This is a genomic window from Streptomyces sp. NPDC002130 (genome assembly GCF_040296465.1).
Taxonomy (GTDB): Bacteria; Actinomycetota; Actinomycetes; order Streptomycetales; family Streptomycetaceae; genus Streptomyces.
The window spans coordinates 1-18,940 of record NZ_JBEOXI010000165.1; the positions used below are offsets into that span (position 1 = coordinate 1).

Consider the following 18,940-nt stretch of genomic DNA (forward strand, 5'->3'; position numbering starts at 1 on the left):
GGGTGAGTTCCCTGGTCAACAGGGAACCCGTGAGGTAGCGAAATCAAGTGATCTTGCTCGCGGCGGTGGGCGGTCCGTACCCCTACTGGCGGGTACGGACCGCCCTGCCGTGTATGAGGCATCTGGATGTCACCACCAGCCCTTCAGGGAGGTAGGGTCGTAGGCGGTCGGGGACATCCCAAACAGAGCTCGCCGGCACTTCATGGCCGGCGTACCAACGAGGAGATCGGTTCGTGACGATCCGCGTAGGCATCAACGGCTTCGGCCGCATCGGTCGTAACTACTTCCGCGCGCTGCTGGAGCAGGGTGCAGACATCGAGATCGTGGCTGTCAACGACCTGGGTGACACCGCGACCACCGCCCACCTGCTGAAGTACGACACGATCCTGGGCCGCCTCAAGCAGGAGGTCACCCACACCGCCGACACGATCACGGTCGACGGCAAGACCATCAAGGTCCTGGCCGAGCGCAACCCCGCCGACATCCCGTGGGGCGAGCTGGGTGTCGACATCGTCATCGAGTCGACGGGCATCTTCACCAAGAAGGCCGACGCCGAGAAGCACATCGCCGGTGGCGCGAAGAAGGTCCTCATCTCGGCTCCGGCCAAGGACGAGGACGTCACCATCGTGATGGGCGTCAACCAGGACAAGTACGACCCGGCGAACCACCACGTCATCTCCAACGCCTCCTGCACCACCAACTGTGTGGCGCCGATGGCGAAGGTCCTCGACGAGAGCTTCGGCATCGTCAAGGGCCTGATGACGACGGTGCACGCGTACACCAACGACCAGCGCATCCTGGACTTCCCGCACAAGGACCTGCGTCGCGCGCGTGCCGCCGCCGAGAACATCATCCCGACCACCACGGGCGCCGCCAAGGCCACCGCGCTGGTCCTGCCGCAGCTCAAGGGCAAGCTGGACGGCATCGCGATGCGCGTCCCGGTCCCGACCGGCTCGGTCACCGACCTGGTCCTGGAGCTCGGGCGCGAGGTCACCAAGGAAGAGGTCAACGCCGCCTTCCAGAAGGCCGCGGAGGGCGAGCTCAAGGGCATCCTCGAGTACACCGAGGACCCGATCGTCTCCTCCGACATCGTGAACGCCCCGGCGTCCTGCACCTTCGACTCCTCCCTGACCATGGTCCAGGAGGGCAAGAACGTGAAGGTCATCGGCTGGTACGACAACGAGTGGGGCTACTCCAACCGCCTCGTGGACCTTACGGTCTTCGTCGGCAACCAGCTCTGATCAACCCAGCAGGCACGTCCATGTGAGAGCAGGGCTCGGGCGGCGCGAGGAAGCGCCGTCCGAGCCCTGACTCACGTACAGATCAGAGCTGTTCGATCACGAGCGCTTACGAGCGATCACGAGCTCTTTCAGGAGTCCCCTTCATGAAGACGATCGACGAACTCCTCTCCGAGGGAGTGGCGGGCAAGCGGGTCTTCGTCCGCGCCGACCTGAACGTGCCGCTGGACGGCACGCGCATCACCGACGACGGCCGCATCCGCGCCGTGCTGCCCACGGTCAAGGCCCTCGCCGACGCGGGCGCCCGGGTCGTCGTCGCCTCCCACCTGGGCCGCCCGAAGGGTGCCCCGGACCCGGCTTTCTCCCTCGCCCCGGCCGCCGCGCGCCTCGGTGAGCTCCTCGGGTCGGACGTGGCCTTCGCGACCGACACGGTCGGCGAGTCCGCCCGGGCCACCGTCGCCGGCCTCGCCGACGGCCAGGTCGCCCTCGTCGAGAACCTGCGCTTCAACGCCGGTGAGACGAGCAAGGACGACGCCGAGCGCGCCGCCTTCGCCGACCAGCTCGCCGCCCTCGCCGACCTCTACGTCGGTGACGGCTTCGGCGCGGTGCACCGTAAGCACGCCTCGGTCTTCGACCTCCCGGCCCGGCTGCCGCACTACGCCGGCCACCTCATCGCCACCGAGGTCGGCGTCCTGAGGAAGCTCACCGACGACGTCAAGCGGCCCTACGCCGTCGTCCTGGGCGGCGCCAAGGTCTCCGACAAGCTCGCCGTCATCGACCAGCTGCTCGGCAAGGCCGACCGCCTGCTCATCGGCGGCGGCATGGTCTTCACCTTCCTCAAGGCCAAGGGCCACGAGATCGGCTCGTCCCTGGTCCAGGAGGACCAGCTCCCGGTCGTCCGGGAGTACATCGAGCGCGCCGAGAAGAGCGGCGTCGAGCTGGTCCTGCCCGTGGACGTCGTGGTCGCGCCGGAGTTCCCGGACCTCAAGACCAAGGCCCCGGCCAAGCCCAGCACGGTCGCCGCGGACGCCATGCCGGCCGGCCAGATGGGTCTGGACATCGGCCCCGAGTCCCGCAAGCTGTACGCCTCGAAGATCGCCGACGCCGCCACCGTCTTCTGGAACGGCCCCATGGGCGTCTTCGAGCACCCCGATTTCGCCGAGGGCACCAAGGCCGTCGCCCAGGCTCTGCTCGACTCGAAGGCCTTCACGGTGGTCGGTGGTGGCGACTCCGCCGCCGCCGTCCGCATCCTGGGCTTCGACGAGAACGCATTCGGCCACATCTCGACCGGTGGCGGCGCCTCCCTCGAATACCTCGAGGGCAAGACGCTCCCCGGCCTCGCCGCACTGGAGGACTGACCCCATATGAGCACGCGCACGCCGCTGATGGCGGGCAACTGGAAGATGAACCTCAACCACCTCGAGGCCATCGCGCACGTCCAGAAGCTCGCCTTCGCCCTGGCCGACAAGGACTACGAGGCCGTCGAGGTCGCCGTCCTGCCGCCCTTCACCGACCTGCGCTCCGTGCAGACCCTGGTCGACGGCGACAAGCTCAAGATCAAGTACGGCGCCCAGGACATCTCGGCGCACGACAGCGGTGCCTTCACCGGCGAGATCTCCGGCCCCATGCTGGCCAAGCTGAAGTGCACGTACGTCGCCATCGGCCACAGCGAGCGCCGCCAGTACCACGCCGAGACCGACGAGCTGGTGAACGCCAAGGTCAAGGCCGCGTACAAGCACGGCCTGACCCCGATCCTGTGCGTCGGTGAGGAGCTGGAGGTCCGTGAGGCGGGCAACCACGTCTCCCACACCCTCGCCCAGGTCGAGGGCGGTCTGAAGGACCTCCCCGCCGAGCAGGCCGAGACCGTCGTGATCGCCTACGAGCCCGTGTGGGCCATCGGCACCGGCAAGGTATGCGGCGCCGAGGACGCCCAGGAGGTCTGCGCGGCGATCCGCGGCAAGATCGCCGAGCTGTACTCGCAGGACCTGGCCGACAAGGTCCGCATCCAGTACGGCGGCTCGGTCAAGGCCGGCAACGTCGCGGAGATCATGGCCCAGGCCGACATCGACGGCGCCCTGGTCGGCGGCGCCTCGCTGGACGCCGACGAGTTCGTCAAGATCGTGCGCTTCCGCGACCAGTGAGTATGCGGTAGCGGCGATCCGTCGTACCCTTGCGGGGTCCAGCGCTGTGCTGGGCCCCGCGTCGTCCATCCGAATCCGAGGAAGTTGGTCCAGCCGTGGTTTTGGGGTTCTCGATCGCCCTGATCGTCTTCAGCCTGCTGCTGATGCTGCTGGTGCTGATGCACAAGGGGAAGGGCGGCGGCCTCTCCGACATGTTCGGTGGCGGCATGCAGTCCTCCGTCGGCGGCTCCTCGGTCGCCGAGCGCAACCTCGACCGGATCACCGTCGTGATCGGTCTGCTGTGGTTCGCGTGCATCGTCGTGCTCGGCATCCTGATGAAGGTGAACTGACCGAGCCGCGATCCGCACGGAACTCGTACGTAGAGCCCCATGTCCGGTACGCGCAGCTGAGCGCGGCCTATCATGGGGCTTGCGTCTAGGTGTGAGGGTTGTAACTCCAATCACTGGACGCGCGTTGGGCCTTACGTAGACTGAGGCGCTCGCGGCGAAGCGGAACGCCGACTCGCTTCGCGGCACCATCACGCAGGGAGTTACGACCGTGGCAAGTGGCAACGCGATCCGGGGGAGCCGGGTCGGGGCGGGGCCGATGGGCGAGGCCGAGCGCGGCGAGTCCGCGCCGCGGCTGCGCATCTCCTTCTGGTGCTCCAACGGACACGAGACCCAGCCGAGCTTCGCCAGCGACGCGCAGGTGCCCGACACCTGGGACTGTCCCCGCTGCGGCTTCCCGGCGGGCCAGGACCGGGACAACCCGCCGGACCCGCCGCGCACCGAGCCCTACAAGACCCACCTGGCGTATGTGCGGGAGCGGCGCAGCGACGCGGACGGCGAGGCGATCCTCGCCGAGGCGCTCGCCAAACTGCGGGGCGAAATCTAGAAGTCGAGACCGGCCGGGCACCAGCGGGTGCCCGGCCGGAACTGCCTCTCCGCCTTCACCGCAGCCTGATTGTCAGTGGTGCCCTCTACGGTTTGTGCATCGGACGAACCATGAGGGGGAGCGGTGGCGACGGTCGAGGTGGGGAGCAGCGCTGCGCCCGCGTGGCGCGGGGGCTTCGGACGGCTGTGGAGTGCCGCCGTGCTGTCCAGTTTCGGCGACGCGCTGCGCACGGCCGCACTGCCCCTGCTGGCCGTCACCCTGACCGACCATCCGCTGCTCATCGCCTCCGTCACGGCCTGCGGCTATCTGCCCTGGATCGTCTTCGGCCTGCTCGGCGGGGCCGTCGCCGACCGCGTGGACCAGCGGCGGGCCATGTGGATGGTCGACGCGTTACGCGGGCTGCTGGTCGCCGCCTTCGCGGTCGCCGTCGCGCTCGGACACGCCTCGATCGGCCTGCTCATCGCGCTGGCCGTCGCGCTCACCACCCTGCAGACCCTCTTCGACAACGCTGCCACGGCGCTGCTGCCCGCCCTGGTCGACCGAGGCGCGCTCGGCAGCGCCAACGCCCGGCTGATGACCGGTCAGCGCATCGCCGGCGGACTGCTCGGCGGCCCCGTCGTGCCCCTGCTGCTGGCAGCCGGGACGGCCGTGCCGTTCGCGGCCGACGCCGTGACCTTCCTCGTGGCCGCCGCACTGATCGCCTCCCTGCCGTCCGCCGGGCCCGACCGCGAGCCGAGACCCGCGGGCAGCACACTGCGCCGGGAGATCGCCGAAGGCCTGCGCACCCTGTGGCGCGACCGCGCCCTGCGCGCCCTGTGCACCGCCACGGCCCTGTGCAACATCGGCATGGGCACCCAGCTCGCCATGCTGGTCGTCCTCGTCACCGACTGGCTCCGGGCGGGCCCCGCCGGGTACGCGGCGGCGGGCACCGCCTTCACCCTGGGCAGTCTGGCCGGGGGAGTGGTGAACGGCCGGCTGGTGGCGCGGCTCGGCCGGCTGCCGTCGGTGCTGCTCGCCGGCTCGGTGCAGACCGTGCTCCTCGTCGTCATGGGCACCGTGCGCAGCCTGGCCGTGCTGGTGGGCGCGCTGGCCGTGTTCGGGCTCCTGGGCATGGTGTGGAACGTCAACACGACGACCCTCATGCAGGAGCGCAGCCCCGCCGGGCTCCTGGGCCGGGTCAGCTCGGCCTTCCGGACCCTGGCCTTCGCCGGAGTGCCCCTCGGCGCCCTGCTGGGCGGAGCCGTCGCCGCCGCCTGGGGACCCAGCACCCCGCCACTGCTCACGGCCGCCTTCTTCGTCCTCGCCGTCATCGCGCTGATACCCGTGCGCACCGTGAACGTATCTGTTGTCGAGCCGGAGGACGGCGCCACGACAGCAGACGTCACCCGCTGATCAATTAGGTTGGGACCGGCAGCGGGGCAAGGTACGCAGGCAGGACAGGAAAGAAGGCTGAAGTCCGAGATGAACGCAGACGGCCGTACCAGGCTCAACCAGACGCCCGAGTGGACGGCACTGGCCAAGCACCGCGAGGAGCTCGGCGACGTCCGGTTGCGCGAGCTGTTCGCCGCCGACGCCGGCCGCGGCACCGGGTACACCCTCCGGGTCGGCGACCTGTACGTCGACTACTCCAAGCACCTCGTCACCGACGACACCCTGCGACTGCTGCGCGAACTGGCCGCCGCCACCGACGTCTTCGGGCTGCGCGACGCCATGTTCCGCGGCGAGAAGATCAACACCACCGAGAACCGGGCCGTGCTGCACACCGCGCTGCGCGCCCCGCGGGACGCGGTGATCGAGGTCGACGGCGAGAACGTGGTGCCCGATGTGCACGCGGTGCTCGACAAGATGGCGGACTTCGCCGACCGGGTGCGGTCGGGCGAGTGGACCGGCCACACCGGCAAGCGGATCCGGAACATCGTCAACGTGGGCATCGGCGGCTCCGACCTCGGCCCCGCCATGGCGTACGAGGTGCTGCGCGCCTTCACGGACCGCTCGCTGACGGTGCGTTTCGTGTCCAACGTGGACGGCGCCGACCTGCACGAGGCGGTCCGGGACCTGGACCCGGCGGAGACCCTGTTCGTCATCGCCTCCAAGACCTTCACCACCATCGAGACGGTCACCAACGCCACGTCCGCGCGCTCCTGGCTGCTGGACGCGCTCGGTGACGACGCCGCCGTCGCCAAGCACTTCGTGGCGCTGTCGACGAACGCCGAGAAGGTCGCCGAGTTCGGCATCGACACGACCAACATGTTCGAGTTCTGGGACTGGGTCGGCGGCCGCTACTCCTACGACTCGGCGATCGGCCTGGCCCTCATGATCGCCATCGGCCCCGACCGCTTCCGCGAGATGCTCGACGGGTTCCGCATCGTCGACGAGCACTTCCGGACCGCGCCCGCCGAGTCCAACGTGCCGCTGCTGCTGGGCCTGCTGGGCATCTGGTACGGCAACTTCCACGACGCCCAGTCGCACGCGGTGCTGCCCTACAGCCACTACCTGTCCAGGTTCACCGCCTACCTCCAGCAGCTCGACATGGAGTCCAACGGCAAGTACGTCGGCCGGGACGGGCGCGAGGTCGAGTGGCAGACGGGGCCGGTCGTCTGGGGCACGCCGGGCACCAACGGGCAGCACGCCTATTACCAGCTCATCCACCAGGGCACGAAGCTGATCCCTGCGGACTTCATCGGATTCGCCCATCCGGTCGCCGAGCTGAGCGAGCAGCTGAAGGCACAGCACGACCTGCTGATGGCCAACTTCTTCGCCCAGACGCAGGCGCTCGCCTTCGGCAAGACCCCCGAGGAGGTGCGGGCCGAGGGAGTGCCGGAGGAACTGGTGCCGCACAAGACGTTCCGGGGCAACCACCCGACGACCACCATCCTCGCGCCCGAGCTGACGCCGTCCGTCCTCGGCCAGTTGGTCGCCCTCTACGAGCACAAGGTGTTCGTGCAGGGCGCCGTCTGGAACATCGACTCCTTCGACCAGTGGGGCGTGGAGCTGGGCAAGGTGCTCGCCAAGCGCGTCGAGCCCGCGCTGACCGGGGGCGCCGAGGTCGAGGGCCTGGACGCCTCCACCCGGGCGCTGGTCGCCACGTACCGGGAGCTGCGCGGCCGGCAGTGACCGCCGCCGCACGGGAAGGCGGGCGACGGCGCGCCGTCCGCCTCCCGTAGACTCCCGGACGATCATCACGGCGAGTGCTCGGGGGAGCGCGAAGTGGCACGCACACGCGGAAGTTGGACCGGTGGCACGCTGACGGCGGGGTCCATCCTGAAACCCCGGGACGTGGCCCGGGCGGTGTTCCACCCCGCCTGGATCCCGCAACCGCTCGACCCGTCCGTGGAGCGCCTGAAGCGGTTCCGTGTCATCGCCGGGGCGGTCGCCTCGCTCGGTGTCTACACGTTCGTCGAAGGCGGTTTCGACTTCACCGAGCTGCTGGAGAACGCGATGACGGCCTCCGTCGTCCTGCTCTTCCTCACCCCGCTGACGGTCGGGGTGATGCTGTGGGTCTGGCGGCGCGGTGGCACGGTGCGGCAGTTGCGGACGTCGCTGCTCAGGTCCCTCGCGCTGCTCGTGCTGTTCGTCGGCTGCGTGGCCGCCGTGCTGCTGCTGGTGCGGACGGTGAACGCGTCCGCGAACATCGCCGTGATCATCGGGTTCGGCATGACGATGCTGTGGCTGCTCGCCTTCACGGCCTACGGAGCCGTGCGGGTCTCGGGCAACTTCTTCGGCACGGCCGCCGTCCACCGCTGCCTGCCGCCGCTGCTCGCCATGGTGACCAGCTGGCTGGTGGCCGTCCCGGACCTCGTGACCGGTGATCTGCACGGGCTCAGCCTCACCTTGGGCATCGTCTTCATCCTGGGCGCGCCGGTGACGGTCACCGCCATCGCGCTGCTGGAGATGCGGCGGCTGAAGCGACGGTACGGAATCCGGCTGAACGCCCATCCGGCGACACACACCCCCCTGCCCGGGCCGGTCACGCCGATGCCCCCGGCGGGCTCGCCCCACCTGCCGCCGCAGGGGAATCCGTACGGGCATCCCTACGCGCCGAGCGGGCAGCACCCCTACGCCCCGCACCCCAGGCCCCCGTACCACCCGCAGCAGCCGTACGGGGGCTGACCCCGGGGCGGTTCCGGTGTCAGGCCACCGCGCTCAGCGTGTCCGCGAGGCGCCGTCGGGCCGCCCGGGCCGCGGGGAGGGCCGCCACTGCGGCGGCGCAGAGCACCGCCGCCGCGCCGAGCAGCACCATCAGGATCGCCGAGGGCCCCTGGGCGATCCCGGAGCCGATGCCGCTGGACTTGCCCTGGGCGTCGATCAGCCACCGGGCGAGGGGCAGACCCAGGGCGATGGCGGCGAGGACGGCCGCCAGGGCCGTGAGGCCGGTGGCCGAGACGGTGATCGCCGTGATCTGCCGCGGGGACAGACCGATGGCCTTCAGAGCCAGCAGGTCCCGTTCGCTCTCCCGGACGGTGCCGCCGATCGCGGTCAGCAGTTCGATGAGCCCGATGAGGGCGAGGACGGCGATCAGCCAGGCGACGACCGCGCGCAGCGGGGACAGCCCGTCCGCCGGGTTGGCCACCCTGTGCACGTCCAGATGGCCGCGCCCCGCGGCGGCGAGCCGGTCGGCGACCTCCTGCGGGTCGGCCCCGGGGTCCAGGCGGAGCTCGTAGAGGGTCGGGCGGAGCCCCGGGTTGTTCTCGCGGAGGGTGTCGAGGGACGTGGAGATGACCCGGCCGGCGTTCTCCGGCTCGATGCTGCGGCCCACGATGTGCAGGATCTGCGGCTGGTCACCGACGGTCATCCGGACCCAGGCGCCGACGCGCACGTCCAGCAGGTCGAGCAGCCCCTGCCCGGCCACGGCCTCGTCGATGCCGCGGGCCGGACGGCCCTCGGCGAGGGTGTAGGGGTAGGGGTCCTGCCGGGTGCCGAGGCCGCGCAGCGCGATGGTCGCGGTCTGGCTCGGACCCAGGGCGGTCGTCTCGACGCCCGGGTAGGCGGCGGCCACCTCCGGGTCGCTCTCCAGGAGGGAGCGGGCCTGCTGTTCGCCCATACCGGCGTCGGCGCGGACGCTGAGCGTGGTGGGCAGGCCGATCTGCTCGGGCTCGCTGTGGAAGCGGTCGAGGGTGGTCCAGGCGCTCATCGCCACGACGATCAGCAGCAGGGGCAGTGTGAGCCGGGCGACGGTGGCCAGGGACCGGGGGCGACGGGTGAACGCCCTGTGCCATCCCAGCACCAGCGCGGGCGGAATCCGCACGCCGAGGGCCCGGCGCGCCAAGCCGGACAGCCGTCCCCCCGAGGTCGCGGCGGATCTCGGCACCGGTACCGGCGGCACGCGGCCGGCCCGCCAGGCGGCCAGCCCGGTGGTCGCGCCGATGAACAGCACCGCGCCCACCGGCACCACGAGCAGCGCCGCGGTGTGGCCGGGCAGCCCCTGCCACACGCCGACCGCGTCCCCGAGCCGCCCCGGGATCCGGCTGCCCAGCGCCTCGGCGAGAGCGGCGGCGGCCAGGGCGCCCAGGAGGGCGTAGGCGAGGTGCTGGAGCAGGAAGACGCGGACCACCTGGCCGGGGGTGAAGCCGATGGCCTTCAGGACGGAGAGGTCGCGCAGGTGTCCGCGGATGCGGGTGCCGATCGCCCCGTGCACGGCGAGTCCGGCCGCGACGAGCGCACCCAGCCCGAACAGCCCCAGCACCTGACCGAGCAGCCGGTTGTCGCCCTGGGCCTCGGCCCGCGCCTGCTGCCAGGTGGAGACCTCGCCGATCGCCCCGGAGCCCAGCACCGTCACCGCGCGCTGGACGATGTACGACGTGTCGCCCGGGTCCGTCAGCCGCAGCCCGATCACCTGGCCGCCGGGGTCCGGCACGGCCGACGGCAGTGCCCACACCAGGCCCGGCTGCTCACCGGGCCGGTAGCGCGGCTCGGCGCTGTCGGCGAGGCCCACGACGGTCAGCTCGCGGGCGGTGCCGGGCACGTCGAGGGTGTCGCCGGGCCCGGCCAGCAGAGCGCGGGCGAGGCGGCTCTCCAGGACCACGCCGTTCGGATGCGACGGGTCCAGCCAGTGCCCCGAGACCAGCGGCGGGCGGCCGTCGGAGGGCCCTTCCGGCATGCCCCGCAGTTCGACGGCGGCGCGGCTGCCGCGCGCGGAGACGGTGGTGGCGGCGCTGGGGTAGGGGCCGACGACGGATTCCACGCCGTCCAGACCGGCCAGCTTCCCGGTGTCGGCCGCCGTGTCGGTGTGCAGCCACACATGTGCGCCGTGCGACTGCGTGAAGACGCGCTGCCAGGGGTTGGTCGCGTAGCCGAACAGGGCGGTGGCCAGCAGCAGGGAGGCGACGATGCCGGCGGTGGCGAGGACGAGGAACAGCGCCTCGCCGCGGTGGGTGCGCAGATCGGAGTGGGCCCAGCGCAGGGTCGCTCGCATACGGGTCAGCCCTTCCGGGGATCGTCGTACACCCGCATGTCAGTCCTTCAGCTCCAGCACACCGGATATGCCGGAGCGGCGCGGCGGGGTGGTGCCGCCGTCGAGTGCCGCGTCGTCGGCGATCTTGCCGTCGAAGAAGCTGATGACCCGGTCCGCGGCGCTCGCCAGCCGGGCGTCATGGGTGACCAGCACGATCGTCTGGCCGCGCTGGTGGAAGCGGGACAGCAGCCGCATCACCTCGCGGGTGCCCCTGCTGTCGAGGCTGCCCGCGGGCTCGTCGGCCAGCAGCAGCGGCGGGTGGTTGACCAGGGCCCGGGCCAGGGCGACGCGCTGCTGCTCACCGCCGGACAGCTCGCCCGGCATGCTGCGCTCCTTGCCCGTCAGGCCCAGCTCGGCCAGCAGCGCCTCGCGCTCGGTGCGCGCCTGCTTCGGCGAGGTTCCCGCGAGCAGGGCGGGCAGTTCCACGTTGTCGGCGACGGACAGGTTCGAGACGAGGTTGAAGAACTGGAAGACGATCCCGATCCGCTTGCGGCGCTCCACCGCCCAGCGTGCCTCGCCGTACGTGTCGGTGCACTCGCCGTCGAGCCAGATGCTGCCCGCGTCCGGCCGCTGGAGCCCGCCGAGCAGATGCAGCAGCGTCGACTTTCCGGCGCCGGACGGGCCGGTGATCGCCACGAACTCGCCGGGGCGAACGCACAGGTCGACCCCGCGCACGGCATGGGCCGGGGCGCCCTCGCCGTGGTGGGTCTTCACCAGCCCCTCGGCGCGCAGCACAGGAGCGGGACGGTCGTCGCTCACTCCAGCTCCTCCAGCTCTTCCTGGCACCGCTCCAGCCAGTCGAGGTCGGCCTGCAGGTGCAGCATCGCGCCCTCGATCAGCAGATGGGCGATGCGGTTGTCGCGGTCTTCGGCGGCGGCCAGCTTCGACAGCTGCCGCATGGTGTTCAGGTATTGGCGCCGCTGCTGGTTGATCAGGGTGACCTGCTCGGCGAGGCCGGTCTGCGGAGCGAGCGCCAGCTTCATGAAGAACTCGTCCCGTACCCGCGGCTCGTCCTCGGGCTCCTCGAACCAGGCGCGCAGCGCCTCCCGCCCGGCGTCGGTGAGGTGGTAGACCTTTTTGTTGGGCCGGCTGGACTGCGCCACGTCCTCGCCCTCGATCAGTCCCGACTTCTCGAGGCGACCGAGGGTCACATAGATCTGGCCGACATTCGGCTGAGGGTACGCGGAGCCCAGCAGTTGCTCAAGGTCCTGCTTGAGCTCGTAGCCGTGGGCGGGCCCGCGGGCGAGGAGGGCCAGGAGGGGCAGGCGCACGCGTGCAGTCCTCCTGTCCGGTCCAATGTGCTCCAGGCCCTAGTATCGCCCATACCTAACAGGTATACATGGCCTCTGATTCCGGGCAAGGGTGCCCAGCGCCGGTGTACAGGGAGGAACCTATGCGGTGGATCCATGCCGCGGGTAGGGGCCTTCTCGTTCTCGTCGTGGTCCTGACAGGCTACGTTGCCGCCGGAGCGCAGGCGGGCGAGCCCCCCGAGGGCGGCCGCGGCCCCCTCACCCTGGCCACCGCCGGCGACCTCACCGGCTACCTCGGCCCTCTGCTGGAGGGCTGGAATCGCACCCACCCCGGCGAGAAGGTCACCCTCGTCGAGCTGCCGGACTCGGCCGACGAGACCCAGGCCCAGATGGTCACCGACCTGCGCGACGGCGACCGCAGCCGGTTCGACGTGCTCAACATCGACGTCAACTGGACCCCGGAGTTCGCCGCGGCGGGCTGGATCAGACCGCTGCCCCGGGACCGCTTCCCGCTGAAGTCCTTCCTCCAGCCGGTCGTGGACACGGCGACCTACGACGGGCAGCTCTACGCCGTCCCGTACGTCACCAACGCCGGCCTGCTGCTGTACCGCAAGGACGTCCTCGCGAAGGAGGGCGTCGAGCCACCGCGCACCTGGGCGGAACTGGAACGGTACGCGAAGACCATCGCCCCGAAGCACGGCCTCGACGGATACGCCGGGCAGTTCCTGCCGTACGAGGGCCTCACCGTGAACGCGGCCGAGGCCGTCTACTCGGCGGGCGGCTCGATCCTCGGCGACGAGGGCGAGCGCGTCACCGTCGACTCGGCGGCGGCCCGCGAGGGCATCGGGTTCCTGGCGCGAGGCGTGCGCGAGGGCTGGATCCCCCGGCAGGCGCTGACGTACAAGGAGGAGGAGTCCAAGCAGGCCTTCCAGGACGGCCGGCTGCTCTTCCTGCGGAACTGGCCGTACGCCTACGTCGGTGCCTCCGCCCCCGGTTCGAAGGTCGCCGGGAAGGTCGGTGCCGTACCCCTGCCCGGACCCGGCGGGCCGGGGACGAGCGTCCTCGGCGGCTCCAACCTGGCCGTCAGCGCGCATGCGCGCCACCCCGACTCGGCGGCCCGCCTGATCGGGTACCTCACCAGTGAACGCGTCCAGCGGCAGGTCCTCACGCGTGGCGCGCTGCCGCCCGTACGCGCGGATCTCTACCGGGATCCCGCGCTCATCCGCAGGTTCCCCTACCTGCCGACCCTGCGGACGAGCGTCCTCGCGGCCGAGCCGCGCCCCAAGAGCCCGCGGTACGGCCAGGTGAGCCTGGTGGTGCAGGCGGTCGTGCACGACGCGATGGCGGGACACCAGACGCCCGCCGCGGCGGTGCGACGACTGGCGCGAGAGCTCGCCGTCATCTCGCGCGGCTAGCGCTTTCCACGACCCTCCCTACTTACTTGTTAGGTAACGCGGGCGTCTCAACTCACTGACTCTTGCCCTGGTCTGTCCGTATTTAGACACCCCAACCGCTCGATACCTCCTGTCTATTCATTGACACCCTCTCGACACGCCTACTTAACATGCATGCATAACCGCTGCCCTTCTCAAAGACAGGTCGATGGGTTGAACAGGCACCACTGGTGGCGTGACGCAGTGATCTATCAGGTCTACGTCCGCAGCTTCCTCGACAGCACCGGCGACGGCATCGGCGACCTCGCCGGCGTCCGGGCCGGACTGCCGTACCTCAAGAAGCTCGGCGTCGACGGGATCTGGCTGAGCCCCTTCTATCCCTCGCCGCAGCACGACCACGGCTACGACGTGGCCGACTACTGCGACGTCGACCCGCTCTTCGGCGACCTCGACGAGTTCGACCGGCTGGTCGGGGCCGCGCGCCGGCTCGGCATCAAGGTGCTCCTCGACATCGTCCCCAACCACTGCTCCAGCGAGCACCCCTGGTTCCGTGAGGCGCTCGCCGCTCCCGCGGGCAGCCCGGCCCGGGCCCGCTTCCACTTCGCCGACGGCCGGGGCCCGGACGGCGCCGAGCCGCCCAACAACTGGCACGCCATGTTCGGCGGCCCGGCGTGGAGCCGGGTGACCGAGCCGGACGGGACGCCCGGCCAGTGGTACCTGCACATGTTCACGCCCGAGCAGCCCGACTGGAACTGGCGTGACCCGGAGGTCGCCGCCGAGTTCGACCGGGTGCTGCGTTTCTGGCTCGACCGGGGTGTCGACGGCTTCCGCATCGACGTCGCCGCCGGTCTCTACAAGCACCCCGAGCTGCCCGACTCCGACGACCCGGAGGCCGACGCCCGCACCCGCGACTCGGTCAACCCGCTCGCCTGGAACCAGCCCGAGGTGCACGAGGTGTGGCGCCGCTGGCGCTCCATATGCGAGGAGTACACCGAGCGCGACGACCGCGAACGCCTCCTCGTCGGCGAGGTGTCCGTCCCCACCGCCCGCGAGCACGCCCAGTACGTCCGCCCCGACGAGCTGCACCAGGCCTTCTTCTTCGACCTGCTCAGCGCCTCCTGGGACGCTGACGCCTTCCGCAAGGTCATCTCCGAGGCCATGGACGACATCGCCGGCACCGGTTCGACCGTCACCTGGGTCCTCAACAACCACGACCAGGTCCGCACCGTCACCCGCTACGGCGAACCCGCCACCGAGGGCAGCGGCCTCGGCGCCGCCCGCGCCCGCGCCGCAGCGCTGCTCATGCTGGCCCTGCCCGGCGCCGCGTACATCTACCAGGGCGAGGAGCTCGGCCTGCCGGAGGTCGTGGACCTGCCCGACGACGTGCTCACCGACCCGATCTTCCGCCGCACCGGCAGCCGCGCCCGCATCCGCGACGGCTGCCGCGTGCCCCTGCCCTGGTCGGGCCAGGCCTCACCGTTCGGCTTCACGCCCGGCGTGGAGAGCGCCAAGCCCTGGCTGCCGCAGCCCGAGTACTTCGCCGAGTACGCCACCGACCGCGCCCTCGCCGACACCCGCTCCTTCTGGCACCTGTACCGCGACGGCCTCCAACTGCGCGCCGCACTGCCCCAGTTGGGCGAGGGAACACTGCGCTGGCTGGACGCCCCGCCCGGCGTCCTGGCCTTCGAACGCGGCGACCTGGTGTGCGCCGTCAACTTCGGCACCGCCCCCACCCCCGCGCCGGTCCCCGGCACCCCCCTGCTCGCCAGCGGCACCTGCCCGCCCGGAGTGCTCTCCGGCTCCACGGCCGCCTGGTGGATCCGTTCCTGACACCTCGTAAGTCAACTTCCCGAAGGGACATCAACGATGATGCGACGACGTACCACCCTGCTCACCGGCTGCACCACCCTCGTCCTGGCGCTCGGCGCGACCGCCTGCGGCGGCGGACCCGTCTCGGCCGGCGGCGGCGACAAGGCACTCGACGGCCAGACGGTCACCGTGGCCGGCGTCTGGTCCGGCACCGAGCAGAAGAACTTCCAGAAGGTGCTGGACGCCTTCACCGAGAAGACCGGCGCCAAGACGCAGTTCACGTCCACCGGCGACAACGTCTCCACCGTCGTCGGCAGCAAGATCGAGGGCGGTAACGCCCCCGACGTCGTGATGGTCCCGCAGGTCGGCGTGCTCAAGCAGTTCGCGCAGAAGGGCTGGCTCAAGCCGCTGTCGAAGAAGACCGAGCAGGCCGTCGACGCGGGATACGCCCCCGTGTGGAAGACGTACGGCAGCGTCGACGGCACCCTCTACGGCCTCTACTTCAAGGCCGCCCACAAGTCGACCGTCTGGTACAGCCCTGACGCCCTGGAACAGGCCGGCGTGAAGCCCCCGAAGAGCTACGACGAGATGCTCAAGGCCGGGCAGACCGTGTCCGACTCCGGCCTCGCCGCGTTCTCCGTGGCCGGACAGGACGGCTGGACCCTCACCGACTGGTTCGAGAACGTCTACCTCTCCCAGGCCGGACCCGAGAAGTACGACGCCCTCGCCGCCCACGAGCTGAAGTGGACCGACGCGTCCGTCGTCGACGCCCTCACCACCCTCGGCAAGCTCTTCAAGGACAAGCAGCTCATCGCGGGTGGCCAGAAGGGCGCCCTGAACACCGACTTCCCCGGCTCGGTCGAGAAGGTCTTCGGGCCGGAGCCCGAGGCCGGCATGGTCTACGAGGGCGACTTCGTGGCCGGTGTCGCCAAGGACCAGTTCGGCAAGAAGGTCGGCGAGGACGCCAACTTCTTCCCGTTCCCGGCGGTCGGCGGCGGCGAGGCACCGGTCGTCAGCGGCGGTGACGCCGCCGTCGTCCTGAAGGACGGCAAGAACCAGAAGGCCGCCCAGGCCCTCCTGGAGTACCTCTCGACCCCCGAGGCATCCGCGGTGTGGGCCGAGGCCGGCGGCTTCCTCTCCCCGAACAAGAAGCTCGACCTCGCCTCCTACGGCGACGACGTCACCCGCGCCACCGCCAAGTCCCTCGTCCAGGCAGGCGACTCGGTCCGCTTCGACATGTCCGACCAGGCCCCGGCGGCCTTCGGCGGCACCAAGGGCACCGGCGAGTGGAAGCTGCTGCAGGACTTCCTGCGCGACCCGTCCGACCCGAAGGGCACCGCGGCGAAGCTGGAGGCCGCGGCGGCCAAGGCGTACCAGGACTGATACGCCATGACAGCGACCCTCGTGAAAGAGACGAGTCCCCCACCACCCGGCCCGGTCGCCGACCGCACCCGGCGACTGCGCCGCCGCGGGAAGATCATCGCCCTGCTGTTCGTGCTGCCCGCGCTGCTGCTGCTCGGCGCGCTCGTCGTCTACCCCGTGCTGTTCAGCATCGGCCGCAGCTTCTTCGACGCCTCCGGGACGAGCTTCGTCGGCGGCGACAACTACGCCGAGATGTTCCGGGACCCGGCGACCCTCAAGGCCGTCCGCAACACGGCCATCTGGGTCGTCATCGCCCCCGCCCTGCTCACCGGACTCGGGCTGATCCTCGCCGTGCTGGTGGAGAAGGTCCGCTGGGCCACGGCCTTCAAGCTCCTCCTCTTCATGCCGATGGCGGTCTCCTTCCTCGCCGCCGGCATCATCTTCCGGCTCGCCTACGACGAGGACCCCGACAAGGGCGTGCTCAACGCCGCGGTCGTCTCCGTCCACGACGCCTTCAAGGGCGAGTCCTCCTATCCGACGGCCCGGGCGCGCGACGCCCAGGGTCTGACCAAGGACAAGGACGGCTCGTACCGCACGAGCACGAGCGTGTCGCCCGGGGACGCCGTGGCGCTGGGCCTGGTCGGCGTACAGCCCGACGACCTGCCGGGCGGAGCCGAGCCTGCCTACGCGGCGGCGGGACGCAAAGCCGCCGCCGACGAACTGCGCGGAGTCGTCTACCTCGACTTCACGCCCGGCGGGGGAGGGGAGCAGGGCAAGGTCGACCGGCGGGAGAGCGGGCTGCCGGAGATGACGGTCGAGGCGGTCCGCGACGGCGAGACGATCGCCACGACCACCACGGCCGCCGACGGTTCCTTCCGCTTCGAGGGCCTCGAATCGGGCTCCTACGAGGTGAAGCTGCCGTCGTCCAACTTCGCCCCGCCCTATGACGGCGTCTCCTGGCTCGGGCCGGCACTGGTCACCCCGGCGATCATCGGCGCCTACCTGTGGATCTGGACCGGCTTCGCCATGGTGCTGATCGGGGCGGGCCTGTCGACACTGCCCCGGGACGCACTGGAGGCGGCGCGGATGGACGGCGCGAACGAGTGGCAGATCTTCCGCCGGATCACCGTGCCCCTGCTGGCGCCCGTCCTGTCGGTCGTCTTCATCACCCTCGTCATCAACGTGATGAAGGTCTTCGACCTCGTCTACATCATCGCGCCCGGACCCGTGCAGGAGGACGCGACCGTGCTCGCGACGCAGATGTGGCTGGTGTCGTTCGGCGGCGGCAACAACCAGGGGCTCGGCAGCGCGCTCGGCGTGCTGCTCCTGCTGCTGGTCGTCCCGGCCATGGTGTTCAACGTCCGCCGTTTCCGAAGGAGTCAACGATGAACGCGGTCCGGCGCGGGTTGGGCAACGGAGTCGTCCAGGCCTTCCTCGTCCTGGTGGGCCTCGTGTGGATGACGCCGTTGGCCGGACTCTTCCTGTCCTCGCTGCGGTCCGCCGAGGACACGGCCAAGGGCGGCTGGTGGACGGTGTTCTCCAGCCCCGGGCAGCTGTCCTTCGACAACTACTCGTCGCTGCTGGGGAACGCCGGGATCACGCAGGCGTTCTGGAACACGGTGCTGATATCGGTGCCGACGACGGTTCTGGTCGTGGTGATCGCGGCACTCGCGGGGTACGCCTTCGCGTGGCTGGACTTCCCCGGGCGGGAGACGATCTTCCTGGTCGTGGTCGCGCTGCTGGTGGTGCCGGTACAGATCGGACTGCTGCCGGTCGCCAAACTCTTCGGCCAGCTGGGCCTGTTCGGCACCATCCCGGGAGTCGTGCTCTTCCACGTGGCGTACGGCCTTCCCTTCGCCGTGTTCCTGCTGCGGAACTACTTCGCCGAGATGCCGAAGGAGATGCTGGAGGCGGCCCGCATGGACGGGGGCAGTGAGTGGCGCATCTTCACGCGGCTGGTCCTGCCCGTGGGGCGGCCGGCGATCGCCTCCCTGGCCATCTTCCAGTTCCTGTGGGTCTGGAACGACATGCTGGTGGCGTTGCTCTTCGCGGACAGCACGTCACAGCCGCTGACCGTGGAACTCCAGTCGCAGATACGCCAGTTCGGAAGCAACATCGATGTCCTGGCGCCGGGGGCGTTCGTGTCCCTGGTGGTTCCGGTGGTCGTGTTCTTCGCGTTCCAGAGGCACTTCGTGCAGGGCGTGATGGCCGGGTCGGTCAAGTAGCCGCTGTACCAGGGGGCTCCGCCCCCTGGACCCCCGCCTATGCCCACCACCCGAAACGGCCCTTAATGGGGGCAACTCGCGAGTCCAGCCTCCTGGCTGACTGCTTCGCGGTCGCCTTCCCCTTCACGATGATCTCCAGCATCTTCGTCGCACCGCAGCTCATGCCCGACTGGCTCGGCTGGGTGGCGGTCTGGAAC

16 protein-coding genes and 1 pseudogene are annotated in these 18,940 nt (G+C 70.5%); 14 read left to right on the forward strand and 3 right to left on the reverse strand.

What is annotated here, in order from left to right:
- The first annotated feature begins 233 nt into the window (after positions 1-233).
- The 8 genes from gap to ABT116_RS27440 all read left to right on the forward strand — a co-directional run bounded on the left by gap (position 234) and on the right by ABT116_RS27440 (position 8,362).
- Positions 234-1,241, forward strand: a complete 1,008-nt coding sequence (gap, locus tag ABT116_RS27405) for a type I glyceraldehyde-3-phosphate dehydrogenase (RefSeq protein WP_351639093.1) — start codon at positions 234-236, stop codon at positions 1,239-1,241.
- A 143-nt stretch (positions 1,242-1,384) separates the two neighbouring features.
- Complete coding sequence (locus tag ABT116_RS27410) at positions 1,385-2,596, forward strand: phosphoglycerate kinase (protein ID WP_351639098.1); 1,212 nt, start codon at positions 1,385-1,387, stop codon at positions 2,594-2,596.
- A gap of 6 nt (positions 2,597-2,602) precedes the next feature.
- Positions 2,603-3,379 (forward strand): triose-phosphate isomerase, encoded by a 777-nt coding sequence (tpiA, locus tag ABT116_RS27415; RefSeq protein ID WP_033310745.1) that lies wholly within the window; start codon positions 2,603-2,605, stop codon positions 3,377-3,379.
- A gap of 95 nt (positions 3,380-3,474) precedes the next feature.
- Positions 3,475-3,708, forward strand: coding sequence for a preprotein translocase subunit SecG (gene secG / locus ABT116_RS27420; RefSeq protein WP_351639107.1), 234 nt, complete (start codon positions 3,475-3,477; stop codon positions 3,706-3,708).
- Between the two features lie 208 nt (positions 3,709-3,916).
- Positions 3,917-4,252 (forward strand): RNA polymerase-binding protein RbpA, encoded by a 336-nt coding sequence (locus tag ABT116_RS27425; protein ID WP_003957010.1) that lies wholly within the window; start codon positions 3,917-3,919, stop codon positions 4,250-4,252.
- Positions 4,253-4,375: 123 nt separating this feature from the next.
- On the forward strand, positions 4,376-5,644 hold the full coding sequence (locus ABT116_RS27430; RefSeq protein WP_351639114.1) for an MFS transporter: 1,269 nt from the start codon (positions 4,376-4,378) through the stop codon (positions 5,642-5,644).
- Positions 5,645-5,713: 69 nt separating this feature from the next.
- Positions 5,714-7,366 carry a glucose-6-phosphate isomerase gene (gene pgi, locus ABT116_RS27435; RefSeq protein WP_351639120.1) on the forward strand — a complete coding sequence of 551 codons (1,653 nt, stop codon included), beginning with the start codon at positions 5,714-5,716 and terminating at the stop codon, positions 7,364-7,366.
- 93 nt (positions 7,367-7,459) lie between these two features.
- The gene (locus tag ABT116_RS27440; protein ID WP_351639126.1) at positions 7,460-8,362 is read left to right on the forward strand and encodes a DUF3824 domain-containing protein; all 903 of its coding nucleotides are present in this window, start codon (positions 7,460-7,462) and stop codon (positions 8,360-8,362) included.
- Positions 8,363-8,381: 19 nt separating this feature from the next.
- Here the strand turns inward: ABT116_RS27440 and ABT116_RS27445 are convergent, their stop codons facing one another.
- Genes ABT116_RS27445 through ABT116_RS27455 form a run of 3 tightly spaced genes read right to left on the reverse strand, consistent with a single transcriptional unit; the run spans position 8,382 to position 11,974 of the window.
- Positions 8,382-10,664, reverse strand: coding sequence for an ABC transporter permease (locus tag ABT116_RS27445; protein WP_351639131.1), 2,283 nt, complete (start codon positions 10,662-10,664; stop codon positions 8,382-8,384).
- A 39-nt stretch (positions 10,665-10,703) separates the two neighbouring features.
- Positions 10,704-11,462 (reverse strand): ABC transporter ATP-binding protein, encoded by a 759-nt coding sequence (locus tag ABT116_RS27450; RefSeq protein WP_351639135.1) that lies wholly within the window; start codon positions 11,460-11,462, stop codon positions 10,704-10,706.
- Entirely contained in the window at positions 11,459-11,974 is a 516-nt protein-coding gene (locus tag ABT116_RS27455; RefSeq protein WP_351639140.1) for a PadR family transcriptional regulator, read from the reverse strand. The genes ABT116_RS27450 and ABT116_RS27455 overlap by 4 nt, the downstream gene beginning before the upstream one ends.
- Positions 11,975-12,096: 122 nt before the next feature.
- Between ABT116_RS27455 and ABT116_RS27460 the strand changes: the two genes are divergently transcribed.
- From ABT116_RS27460 to ABT116_RS27485, 6 genes and pseudogenes are all read left to right on the forward strand, one after another.
- On the forward strand, positions 12,097-13,368 hold the full coding sequence (locus ABT116_RS27460) for an ABC transporter substrate-binding protein (RefSeq protein WP_351639143.1): 1,272 nt from the start codon (positions 12,097-12,099) through the stop codon (positions 13,366-13,368).
- Positions 13,369-13,521: 153 nt separating this feature from the next.
- Positions 13,522-15,177 carry a glycoside hydrolase family 13 protein gene (locus ABT116_RS27465; protein ID WP_351639144.1) on the forward strand — a complete coding sequence of 552 codons (1,656 nt, stop codon included), beginning with the start codon at positions 13,522-13,524 and terminating at the stop codon, positions 15,175-15,177.
- Between the two features lie 36 nt (positions 15,178-15,213).
- On the forward strand, positions 15,214-16,539 hold the full coding sequence (locus tag ABT116_RS27470) for an ABC transporter substrate-binding protein (protein ID WP_351639147.1): 1,326 nt from the start codon (positions 15,214-15,216) through the stop codon (positions 16,537-16,539).
- 6 nt (positions 16,540-16,545) lie between these two features.
- The gene (locus tag ABT116_RS27475) at positions 16,546-17,907 is read left to right on the forward strand and encodes a carbohydrate ABC transporter permease (protein ID WP_351639151.1); all 1,362 of its coding nucleotides are present in this window, start codon (positions 16,546-16,548) and stop codon (positions 17,905-17,907) included.
- Positions 17,904-18,743, forward strand: a complete 840-nt coding sequence (locus ABT116_RS27480; RefSeq protein WP_351639157.1) for a carbohydrate ABC transporter permease — start codon at positions 17,904-17,906, stop codon at positions 18,741-18,743. Before ABT116_RS27475 ends, ABT116_RS27480 begins: the two co-directional genes overlap by 4 nt.
- A gap of 104 nt (positions 18,744-18,847) precedes the next feature.
- Positions 18,848-18,940, forward strand: a pseudogene (locus ABT116_RS27485) (ABC transporter permease); the annotation flags it as partial.